Below are 10,878 nucleotides of genomic sequence, written 5' to 3' on the forward strand. Positions count from 1 at the left end.
ATTCAACCGTCATAACACCATTATGATTTTCCGAAATAATAAAATATGAAACTGACAATCCTAGGCCTGTCCCAATGCCCACATCTTTGGTTGTGAAAAAGGGCTCAAATATCCGTTTCTTTGTTTTTCGATCAATACCCGGCCCATTATCCTCTATCTCAAATACCACCTGTTCATCCTCTCGAAAATATCGAATTGTAAATCGGGGCGATGCAATACCTGCATCTATCATGGCCTCTGCCCCATTTTTCAAAATATTTAAGAACACCTGCTGAATTTCATTCTTCTCACAGGGGATTGCTGGGATATTTTCCTGGTATTCCTTTACAATTTCAATGATACGAAAATCATATCGCTTTTTCATACGATAATCATTTCTAACCAGCTCAATGGTGGCTTCCATAAGGTCGTGAAGATAGTGTATGGATTTACGGCCATCACTTTTCCGGCTGAATGACAGCATATTTTTAACAATCTGAGCGGCCCGCTGACCCGAGGATTTCACAAGTTCCATCATGGAAAAAATATTTCTTTTTTCCATATAGGCCTTAATATCTTCAAGGTTAACCCCGCACTCTTCTGCAATTTTTATATTTGCCGGCAGATCTTTACTCAATCGATTTCGGATGACCTGGATATTTTGAAGGATACCGGCAAGAGGATTGTTGATTTCATGGGCCATACCTGCAGCAAGGCCGCCAACAGATAACATTTTTTCAGATTGTACCATCATTTCTTCGATCCTGACTCTTTCACCGATATCGTCCACCCGAATGACAGCTCCCTGAACACTGTCTGATAGAATCGGATAGATTGTAATATCTGTCATAATCATCTTTTTACCTATTGTTAAGGTAACCTTTGTTTCCTTCCTGATCTTTTGTTTTTCAATGGTTTGCCTTACATTGGATATATGGCCTGAAAGTTGAGGAAAAACATCTCTGAGCAAACTTCCCTCAGCCCGATCTGCAAGAATCCCGGTCACCCGTTGGGCTTCGGTGTTCCATTGGGTAATACCGCCTTCTGAATTCACACCGATTAAAATGGAAGGCATTGAGTTAATAATACTCCTGATAAAATTCTTTGTATGTCTCAGCTCATGCTCGGTTTTCTTGATTTTGGTAATATCCGTAAAATTGACAACCATGCTGGTGGAACTTTCGTCTTTTGCACGGTACTGCGCAGAATTAATGCTGACATCAAGAATATCTTTGGTTTTTGTATACCTGCGGGTGACAAAATCATAATTACCACCTGGCTGGTCAAATGTTTTTTGTATTGCTTTTTTTGTTTCCGGCCAGTTTTCTTTTGGAACAAAATCAATTCTTTTGGATAAAAGTTCCTCCAGGTGCCAGCCGAACACCCTTGTAAAGGCGGGATTAAGATAGGTTACCTCACCAATTTCATTATAATACACAATTGGGTTGGGAGAGGCTTCCAGCATTATTCCATGGATTCTTTCAGTCTCTTTTACAGCATTTTCAGCATTTTTCCGGTCTGTAATATCCCTGAGAATAACCAGCCAGCCGATATGTTTTTCTTTTCGGTTTAACAAAGGGGAAAGCCGCAGATTCCACTGCCTTAACAATTTTTCAACGGCAAATGACGTTTCAACCTCAACCGGGTGATGCTGTCTATACTTTATAACCTGCTCATAAAGTACCGGGAAAAAATCTTTCATCCTATTGTGGACCGGAGTAAATGGTTTTATTTTAAATACGGTTTGTGCCGCTCTGTTCATATCCAGAATCAGGTCATTCATATCCAATGCAATGACCGGATCACCCATACTATCCAATACAGCCTCATGGGCTAAAGGGATTAAGCCCAACATTTGATATCGCAGCAATCCCCATGAAAAAGTTATTCCGGTGATCGTAAAGGCAACCGGGGTCAGATCAAAAGATCTCAGCTCTTCAAAATCGAACAGATACAGGATATTGAAAAGCCATGGAAACGCAATCCCCACTAACAAAACAATTAATTGTTTTCTAAAAATTCCCCGGGCTGATATCAGGGAATGTATCAAGATAATAGTTGCAAAAAGGATCAAAATATGGATAAAAGCCACAAATCCCCAGAACCCGGGTTCCCTTATATAGGCTACAACAGGCGCCTTGCTGCTCAAATCCAGCCAGGTCAGGCTCCACATCAGATGATGATGGTCATTTGTTAATACCAGGATGATAACAAAAACCGGAATAATGCTTAACAACATGTATCCTGTTTTGTTCAACTGCCATTGTTTCTTCGTAATTGTTAAGACAAAACAAAAGAGAAGCATTCCAAGCCATACGAGTCCAACATACTCAACTTTAACCCACCAGAGTTTGAGTGCCAGGTTTGGACTGATAAATTCCATTCCATAGGATAAAGACCATACAGCACTGGCAACCATTAAAAGCATTAATAGTCTTGCGCTTTGATTTTTCCAATATGGTGCTAAGGATATGGCAATTGCCGCAGATACCAATCCTGCTATAAAAGAAAAAAACCCATATACAATGGACCAATTTAATGCTTCCAAAGTTAACTCCAACAGAAAAATTTAAAAATTTTTTTTGTACTATATCAAATTTAATTAAATTTTTCAGCATTGAATTCAACACCTATTAAATTCTTCTCTGGACAAAATGATACAATCTTGCACCTGTCTCATAAAAAGGATTCCAAAAAAGGCGAGACCATACCGGTTCATTTTTTGAAATCGGCAATGGGATATCTTCAGGGGAGCCTCCACTTATATACTCGGCCAGAAGTTTTCCAAATACGGTCCCGGGACCAATACCCCGGCCATTATAACTTGTGATCATTGCCATATTTTTCTCCGGCACATGGAATCGCGGAATAGGCTTGGGGGTCATGGCGAATGTGCCGTACCAACCATGTTCCAGCTGCATATTTCCAACCTGGGGAAATGTTTTTGCAATGGTTCTTTTTACCCAGCTTTCATGCAGGCCATAGGCAAAGCCTTTCACTGCCCCCACACTGCCTACAATGAGTCGTCCGGCAGCATCCAGGCGATAGGAAGACAGAATCAGATTGGTGTCCCAGGCCCCCTGGCGCTCCGGCAATACGATTTTTAGAATATCTTTTGAAAGCGGCTGGGTGGCAAACTGAAAAAAATTCATCCTCACCATGGATTTTTTATTGGATTCAAATGCATGGCCCGGATATGCCGGAACAGCAATGATTACTGAATTTGCCGTCAGTGTTCCTGAGGGGGTGTTTAATTTCCATCCATCCCTGGTCTTTTCAAACCCGACCACAGGGGATTGGTTATACAATTGCGCCCCGGCCTTCAATGCTGCATTGGCAAGTCCGTAGGCATAGGCAAGCGGCTGAATGGTTCCGGCACGTTTGTCCAGCAATGCTCCATAAAAAGAATTGCTGCCGGTCTTGGATGCAGCCTCATCCTGCCCGAGAAGCCGCACGGGTGCCCCGTATTTCAGCCATTGTTCTTCCCGCTGCTGAAGTGCTTTCAAACCGCTTTTGGAGTCTGCACAATGAAGGGTTCCGTTTCGAAGGGCTTCACATTCAATTTGATGTTCTTCAATCAGCTTAAACACAAGGTCAGGAGAATCTCCCAGGACCTTAATGAGTCTATCTCCATATTCCGGACCGGCAAGTTTAATCAAATCTTCGGGCATAAGCCAGAGTCCTGCATTAACAAGGCCCACATTACGCCCAGCCCCGCCATACCCGATATCTTCTGCCTCAAGAACAATACTTTCTTTACCCATTTTAGCCAGATGCAGAGCAGCAGAAAGTCCAGTATATCCACCCCCGATGATGGCGATGTCTGTTCTTTGGTCTCCTTGTATGGATGTCAACCGAGGTTTGGAGGGTGCAGTGGCTGCCCAAAGACCATGAGTGATATTTTTATTTTCCATAAATCCTCCTAATATTTTTTTGATATCTCTATGGTATACCAAAAAAATATCAAAAGTCAATATATCTTTTTATTAAAAAATCTAATATTTTAAAATAGTTTGACAAGAGCGTTTATAAATTATATAGATTTATATTATTAAGGTATACTAAAAAATGCACATTATTAATGACTATTTATTAATATTAAACTCATAAAATGAATCAAGATATCTACAACAAACTGCGTGACCGGATTATCTATCTTGAGTATGAACCCGGCCGCATATTAAAAGAACAGGAACTGGCAAAAGAGTTTGGCGTCAGCCGGACACCGTTACGAACAGTTCTGTTTCGCCTTGAATGGGAACATTTGGTTAAAATTCTGCCCCGCACCGGTATCCTGGTAATGGAATTGGAACTCAACACCATCACCAACGTATTCGAGGCAAGACTTGAACTCGAAGCCGTGATCGGCTCCATGGCAGCAGAACGGTTCACAAAACTCCATTTCAACCGGCTGGATGAACTTATAATAGAATGCGACAGGCAATTTGACCATAAAAATCCCAGGTCCCTGGCTGATTTGGATATGGGGGTCAAGCTGCTGTTCCACGAGGCAGCCGGCAACCCGTTTTTAACTGAAATGTCGGACCGGCTCTATTCTCTGACCTTTCGATTATGGTATTTTAATATGCTGAAAATGCATAATAAAGAGTGGAATATTGAAGTTGTGTCCATAAAAGAGGACCTTTTATCTCTTTGTGAATTATTAAAAGCTAATATTCCAAAAAAAGTGGGGGAAGCCCGCAAGGAGCATCTGTTAAAGCACTTGAAACGGATCAGATCAAAATTTTTAGGGCTGTCCGACACCCCTTAATCATCCTGCATTGTTAGCAGGGCAGTCATCAATCCAATGTTATATTTTGTCTCAACTGCTTAAGTTTGCCATGTTTTGTCTTTTTGTCCAGACGCTTTTTCTTTGCCGTTTTGGAAGGTCGGGTCGGCCTCCTTTTCTTTTGTTTGACCATTGATTTTAAGATTAAGGCCTTGAGCCTGTTAAGAGCATCTTCCCTGTTTTTTTCCTGGCTGCGAAACGTCTGGGCCTTGATAACAATGATACCGACCTTTGAGATTCGCTTATCATTAAGCGCCAATATTTTTTCTTTAACATCATCCGGCAGACTGGAATTTTGAATATCAAACCTCAAATGGATGGCTGTTGAGACCTTATTCACATTCTGACCACCCGCCCCCTGGGCCCTGATGGCCTCAAACCGGATCTCATTGACAGGAATACTGACCTGACTCGATATATGTAAAACCTGTTTTTCCATTTCAGGAATATATCCTGATCATATCAATGTGTGGGATTCCATCCTCCAGATAGTCTTGGGATACTGCCTCAAATCCATGGGACTCATAAAATTTCCTTAAATACACCTGGGCTCCGATCCGGATATTCTCACTGGGCCAGGTGCGATTGATTTGATCAAGGGCAATTTTAAGCAGGGTGTCACTGATCCCTTGCCTCCGGCTCTCTTTTGCCACAACCACCCGACCGATACTCACCTCTTTAAAACTTAAACCCGGCGGCAGGATTCTCAAGTATGCCAAAAGTTTCCCATCTTTTGCTTTTCCTGCAAGATGCAGGGTTTCAAGATGCCTGTCCTTATCATCCATTTCCGGATAAGGACAGTTTTGCTCCACCACAAACACATCAACCCTAAATTTTAATAGTTCATACAGCTCATCTCTATCAAGCTGATTAAATGGTTTTATTTTCCAGTCAATCTGAATCATGTCTTTTGTCTTTTAGCTTTCCCAAATAATAAAATCCATTGGATGTATGTTTGTTCATGGTAGTATACACAATAGTTTCAAATTCCCGGGTCTCAAAATTCCGGGTAAGCTTAAATAAATGGTCTGTCGTATGATGCCGAAGCTGTGCCCCTTCATCAAGTTCAAACACCCCATATGTCCCGTAAACCTCTTTGAATGCTTTATATCTGTCGATATTACGCGGGTCCCGGTTAATTAAAAAATCATTGATATACAAACTCCCATGAGGTCTTAACACCCGTTCTATCTCACCCATCAATAGTTCCTGGTTTTTATTTTTCACTATGCATGTTAAAACCGCAACCAATACCACTGCATCAAAGGTATTGTCCTCAAAAGAAAAGATAGGTCTGCATTTTTTTAAATCAAGATAAGGATACAGGCGATTTCCTTTTTCAATCATTTTCTGTGAAAAATCAATCCCTGAAATATTTTTAAACCCTTCCTGATAAAGCTCATTCAGGGTTCGACCATATCCGCAGCCCACATCCAGGATGACGGATTCTTGGAACACATAGGTTTTAAAAATATCCATCTGAAAGGGTGTGGTAAATTCCTTTTGAGATGCCGCCCTATCCCAGTATGTTTGCTGATTCATGATCATAACACCTTTAAAATATGGCATCTGTTCATGAATTACAAGCGAGTCTGATTTTTTAGTTGACATATACATAGTCAACTATGTATATGTGTATTTATGGATATCAGAATCATTAAAAATTTCCCAATGGGAATTAAAGAACAGATAAAACGACAGATAAAAACCATGATTGAAGACGGCAGCTTAACTGCCGGTGAGATGCTGTTATCGGCCAGGGACATGGGAATTTTTTTAAATATTCACCGAAATACCGTGGCTTCAGTATATAAAGAGCTTGAGCAGGAAGGCTTTCTTAACGTCATTAAAGGGTCCGGTACCTTTGTCAGAAACATTGTACCTAAAAAAAACAGCGGACAGCTCAAAAAAATTTTCAATCTGGCCTATGACCATGCGGTTCAATCAGGTTTTGAAGCCGAAAGCATCAACGATTTTTTTATCACAGGACTTTTAGAAAAATCCCGAGATACCCTAAAAGGAGGAAAAGCCATCCTGATCGACTGCAATTATGAGGTATTGGAAACTCTGGATGAAAAGATAAAAAACCAATGTGATATAGAGTCGCATTTCATGCTGATTCAGGATATTGAAAAATTTCCCGAAAAATTTATAAAGCGGTCTGAAGAATACAATCTTATCATATGCGGCATGAACCATATGGAAGAACTCAAGAGAGCCGTTCCGGATCTGCCGGTTGAGACCATTGGATTTATGATCAAAACAGATTTTCAAATCATGAACCAGATCATGCAGTTGCCTGCCGGAACCTCGGTGGGATATTGCTGTATCTCAAAAAAAAGTTCAAAAGCATTTTTCAAAACCTTTATGTTGTCATCCGGATCATCCCTTAGCCGAATTCATGTGGGAATTGATGATACAAAGGCCCTCCGGTTCATGCTGGAATCCTGCGATATTATTTTTGCCACCCACTATGTTTATAACACCCTGGTTGAAAATTTTCCGACAGAAAAAAAAATCTACCGTGTGGATCTGGACATTGATCCGGGAAACCTTGATTTTATAATTTCAAGACTTAAAAAAGGAGGTGCATTATGATGGACGCTAATCTTAAAGGATATATCAATAGATATGACAAGTGGCTGAAAAAAAATTTAATCTCTTATGCCTCTAAAGTGATCCCCATTGGAGAATCACTGGATAACGTAAAACACATCATCCCGTCACAACAGGCAATGCAGATCTTAAAACAGGCAAGACTGATCACTGTTGCTAAATGCGTCTGCCGTGAGCATTACAAAAATTGTGACAACCCCCTGGAAGTCTGTTTTATTCTAAATGAATCCGGAGAAAAATGGATTGAAAAAGGATTGTCAAGAAAGATTGATCTTGATGAGGCCAAAACAATATTAAAACAGGCCAACCAGAACGGGCTGGTTCACCTGACGCTCTACAAACCCGACCACGAAGTTTATGCCCTGTGCAGTTGCTGTTCCTGCTGCTGCCATGACCTTCAGCTTGTCATGAAATATGGGAAAGACTATGTCCTGACAAAATCAGATTATATTGCTAGGGATGATCCTGACAAATGCATTCAGTGCGGTCAATGTGCAGAGCGATGCGAGTTTAATGCCAGAAAATATAATGACAAGGAAATGGTTTATGATCCTGAACTCTGCTATGGATGTGGGCTATGCATTACCACATGCCCTGAAAATGCCATTATTATGACCCCAAAAAGCGACCTCAGCCTTGTTCATAATTGCAAAACAGTCTAAAATAAAAAATTTATCTCTCAGTAGGAACGCCAGTTACCCGGCACCCCCGCACAGACCCGGACGTGCGGTTTTCCCGCATCCGGTTCCTATAGCTCTATCCATCCAGGACTAAATTTCCTGGAACCTCTGGGGCTTCCCGAGTTCTACGGCGACTTGTTCGCTTTTTTATCTTGCTTTGAGATAGTTTTTTAAATCTCTATAGTAGTTTTCATGTGGACCAATCATTATCAATTCAAGATCATCTCTGATAAACCGATATGAAAGTAAGTATTCAATACTTTTCAATTTGAATTTATGAATAAATACGCCACGAAGGTCACCTTTTTTTTCTGTACCGATGTATGGAGTTTTAGCAATTTTTATAACATGCTTATCAAGCACTTTTTTGTCTTGCTTACCAAATTTTTTAACTTTCCGTTTAAATGAACGGGATTGAATGATTTTCATTGAGTACTATCCAAATTCATACTCTGATGATTCGCCTTGTTCCAGCTCTACAAGACCGATGAGGATGTCTTTAATCATGCTGTAAGTTAAATCAGGATTTTCTTCAGCACATTTTCCAATATATGCCCAGTGTTCAATTTGTCCAGTTAATGAACGTTTGTCAATTTTACTAAATATTTTTGCTTCTTTTGCCAAATTATCTGTAATTCTTACTGCGGTCGTCATAATGGTTGCCTCCTCAAGTATCATTTATATAACAAAATGACACAAAAAATTGCATTATGCAACATGTTGTTGCGAATTGTATCGAAATTTGCTTTGAAAGCGAACGTCGGCTGTTGAGCCGCACGGACGTGAGCTGGTAAAATTTTAATTTATTCCAGGCTCGGCCGTGACGGCTCCAACGCCATTGATAGGCAAAATTCTGATTTTGCAAAAGAAAGAATTTTATGAATACTTTTTTCAAGTGCACCACCAAGTTCAACCCCTTTCACCCTGTCTTCAGTAGCAGACTCAATTGAATCATTGGCAATTTTTCGATAATTTTCCCAAGCATCTTGATATGCTACTCTATTTTTACAAGGGATGTGAGGGCGGAATTCTTCAACTGCAGAAGCATGACCCAACAAATTTTCTTTAACAAAACTATTAATATCTGGACGATCATGGTTTCCATGCTTTTGAGCAAGATAAATTTGAGCGAGGGAAGGTGCAAAGGTTGCTCGTAACTTCGCCTGAGCATTAATTATAGCATTATTTTTAGCAAAAACTTTGGAAAGACGATAACTAACTAAAGCACCAATAAGAGCTCCTACAATGGTGAATCCTCCAGCGATAATGGAAAGCTGGTAAACGCTGACATCCATTAATAATTCCTCCTTGCTACGTTGTTGCTCAAATTAATAGAGGCTATCTTTGAAATTTCTCTGAACGTTGAGCTGAGGGGTCGGGGGCCTCTTAAGCCAACCAACTCTGTATGATTAAAAATTATGTCTATGCCAATACTTCTGAGAGCCGCTCAGTAGCCCCGATCCACTCCGGCGACTTGTTCTGCAATTTTTAAATAAGTGCTTCTATACCTTTTCTTTCAATTATATCTAATAATTTTTTTGATGCCCCAGTAGGTTTTTTATTGCCTTGTTCCCATTTTTGTACAGTTGAAGGGCTAATATTAAAAATACTTGCTAAAGCTGCTTGGCTTAGACTGAATTTGTTTCGAATAAAAACAATTTTTTCAGGAGTATATTCCTTTACTTCTGGAATACAAAGTTTTTCAATATTTTTCATGGTTATTACGTCTACCAATCCACTTTTATACAAATCTTTAACAGTGCTTGTTACCGATTTGGCAATTGATTTTCTCATGATTTCACCTCAATAATGTCTCCATTGGTTATTGCTATTAGCATTTCTTTAGTTGAAAAATTAAGTAAAATCCTGGATAACTCTTTAAAGATACTTAATTCTTTTTTCGACAGGTTTGATTTTTGGTTTTTGGTAAATCCATGAATAAAAATAGCTCTGTTTCCTTTCTTGTAACAAATAATCGTTCTGCCGCTACCACTTTTACCTTGACCTTTAAATTTAATTCTTTTTTTATAAATATGCCCACCAAGGCTTGCTTCAAAATTACCATCCTGAACTTCTGTTAAAGCTATCAACAAATCATCTTCATGAATTTTTTGTTTTGATACCCATTTTGAGAAATGTTTTGTCATTAACTTTTTCATCATTTAAGTATAGCACGCAGTGATACATTGTCAATAAGTAAAACGATTAAAAATCAATATGGATCTTTTAGGTATGTATACCCTTTATTTTTGATCAGGCTTTTATAAACAATCGGACCAAGAAGCCCACAAAGGACTGTAGCAAACAATGTGCCTGTAAACCACCAACCATACGGATTATAGCCCTTTGTCGTATCGAGATTAAATAGCAATAGAAATCCACCTATTAAGCCAAAACTCATTCCAATTAGCACTGAAATAAAACTGTGATTGGGTTTTGTTTTAGGCTTTTTTATGTTTGTGTTGCCATTGATTTTATCCCATTTGAAAAAGCATGAATAAGCCTATAACTATTGTGAAAGGGGAGAATACTAATGCTCCTCTATAATGTAAATGTCCAGCAAGAAGATGCAAAATACCAAGTGATAAAATGAAGAAAGAGATTAAGATACTCGACACCCTAACAAATTGTTCTTTTTTTTTATTGCGACTCATTGTTTTATTTTAATCTCATAAGTTTACGGGACAGAATGCGTGAGTTGACCGGCAAGTTTGCCATGATAATGGACGCGTAGCGTCTGATTATTATGGCAAACTTGCCGGTCGAACGGTTGGTTCGTACCGCGCAGCGGTGCGGGCCAATTGTTCGACGTAG

Annotated in this window: 13 protein-coding genes; 3 read left to right on the plus strand and 10 right to left on the minus strand. The window is 39.6% G+C overall.

The genetic code is table 11. The annotated features are described in order from the left end of the window. Together K8S13_RS24180 and K8S13_RS24185 are read right to left on the minus strand one after the other, a co-directional pair. Positions 1-2,527, minus strand: a 2,527-nt coding sequence (locus tag K8S13_RS24180; RefSeq protein ID WP_291466291.1) for a histidine kinase N-terminal 7TM domain-containing protein, incomplete at its 3' end; no start/stop codon positions are given. Between the two features lie 85 nt (positions 2,528-2,612). Next, positions 2,613-3,893, minus strand: a complete 1,281-nt coding sequence (locus K8S13_RS24185; RefSeq protein ID WP_291466292.1) for an FAD-binding oxidoreductase — start codon at positions 3,891-3,893, stop codon at positions 2,613-2,615. Between the two features lie 197 nt (positions 3,894-4,090). On the opposite strand from K8S13_RS24185, the gene K8S13_RS24190 reads away from it, so the two are divergent. Next, positions 4,091-4,750, plus strand: a complete 660-nt coding sequence (locus tag K8S13_RS24190) for a GntR family transcriptional regulator (RefSeq protein ID WP_291466293.1) — start codon at positions 4,091-4,093, stop codon at positions 4,748-4,750. 28 nt (positions 4,751-4,778) lie between these two features. Here the strand turns inward: K8S13_RS24190 and arfB are convergent, their stop codons facing one another. Genes arfB through K8S13_RS24205 form a run of 3 tightly spaced genes read right to left on the minus strand, consistent with a single transcriptional unit; the run spans position 4,779 to position 6,310 of the window. After that, a complete protein-coding gene (arfB, locus tag K8S13_RS24195) occupies positions 4,779-5,207 on the minus strand; it encodes an alternative ribosome rescue aminoacyl-tRNA hydrolase ArfB (protein ID WP_291466294.1) in 429 nt (142 codons plus the stop codon). 1 nt (position 5,208) lies between these two features. Next, positions 5,209-5,673, minus strand: a complete 465-nt coding sequence (locus K8S13_RS24200) for a GNAT family N-acetyltransferase (protein WP_291466295.1) — start codon at positions 5,671-5,673, stop codon at positions 5,209-5,211. Beyond that, positions 5,660-6,310, minus strand: coding sequence for a class I SAM-dependent methyltransferase (locus K8S13_RS24205; protein ID WP_291466296.1), 651 nt, complete (start codon positions 6,308-6,310; stop codon positions 5,660-5,662). Before K8S13_RS24205 ends, K8S13_RS24200 begins: the two co-directional genes overlap by 14 nt. A gap of 99 nt (positions 6,311-6,409) precedes the next feature. On the opposite strand from K8S13_RS24205, the gene K8S13_RS24210 reads away from it, so the two are divergent. Then, positions 6,410-7,366 carry a GntR family transcriptional regulator gene (locus K8S13_RS24210; RefSeq protein WP_291466297.1) on the plus strand — a complete coding sequence of 319 codons (957 nt, stop codon included), beginning with the start codon at positions 6,410-6,412 and terminating at the stop codon, positions 7,364-7,366. Further along, complete coding sequence (locus tag K8S13_RS24215) at positions 7,363-8,046, plus strand: ATP-binding protein (RefSeq protein WP_291466298.1); 684 nt, start codon at positions 7,363-7,365, stop codon at positions 8,044-8,046. Before K8S13_RS24210 ends, K8S13_RS24215 begins: the two co-directional genes overlap by 4 nt. 165 nt (positions 8,047-8,211) lie before the next feature. On the opposite strand, the gene K8S13_RS24220 is transcribed toward K8S13_RS24215, so the two are convergent. The 5 genes from K8S13_RS24220 to K8S13_RS24240 form a co-directional block, all read right to left on the minus strand. Next, positions 8,212-8,493: a type II toxin-antitoxin system RelE/ParE family toxin gene (locus K8S13_RS24220; protein WP_291466299.1), complete on the minus strand. Its 282-nt coding sequence runs from the start codon at positions 8,491-8,493 to the stop codon at positions 8,212-8,214. A 6-nt stretch (positions 8,494-8,499) separates the two neighbouring features. After that, positions 8,500-8,718 carry a hypothetical protein gene (locus K8S13_RS24225; protein WP_291466300.1) on the minus strand — a complete coding sequence of 73 codons (219 nt, stop codon included), beginning with the start codon at positions 8,716-8,718 and terminating at the stop codon, positions 8,500-8,502. 149 nt (positions 8,719-8,867) lie between these two features. Further along, on the minus strand, positions 8,868-9,359 hold the full coding sequence (locus K8S13_RS24230; protein ID WP_291466301.1) for a hypothetical protein: 492 nt from the start codon (positions 9,357-9,359) through the stop codon (positions 8,868-8,870). 193 nt (positions 9,360-9,552) lie between these two features. Further along, positions 9,553-9,858 (minus strand): helix-turn-helix domain-containing protein, encoded by a 306-nt coding sequence (locus tag K8S13_RS24235; protein WP_291466302.1) that lies wholly within the window; start codon positions 9,856-9,858, stop codon positions 9,553-9,555. Then, positions 9,855-10,211, minus strand: coding sequence for a type II toxin-antitoxin system RelE/ParE family toxin (locus K8S13_RS24240; protein ID WP_291466303.1), 357 nt, complete (start codon positions 10,209-10,211; stop codon positions 9,855-9,857). The genes K8S13_RS24235 and K8S13_RS24240 overlap by 4 nt, the downstream gene beginning before the upstream one ends. Positions 10,212-10,878: the final 667 nt, after the last annotated feature.

Source organism: Desulfobacula sp. (assembly GCF_021107415.1).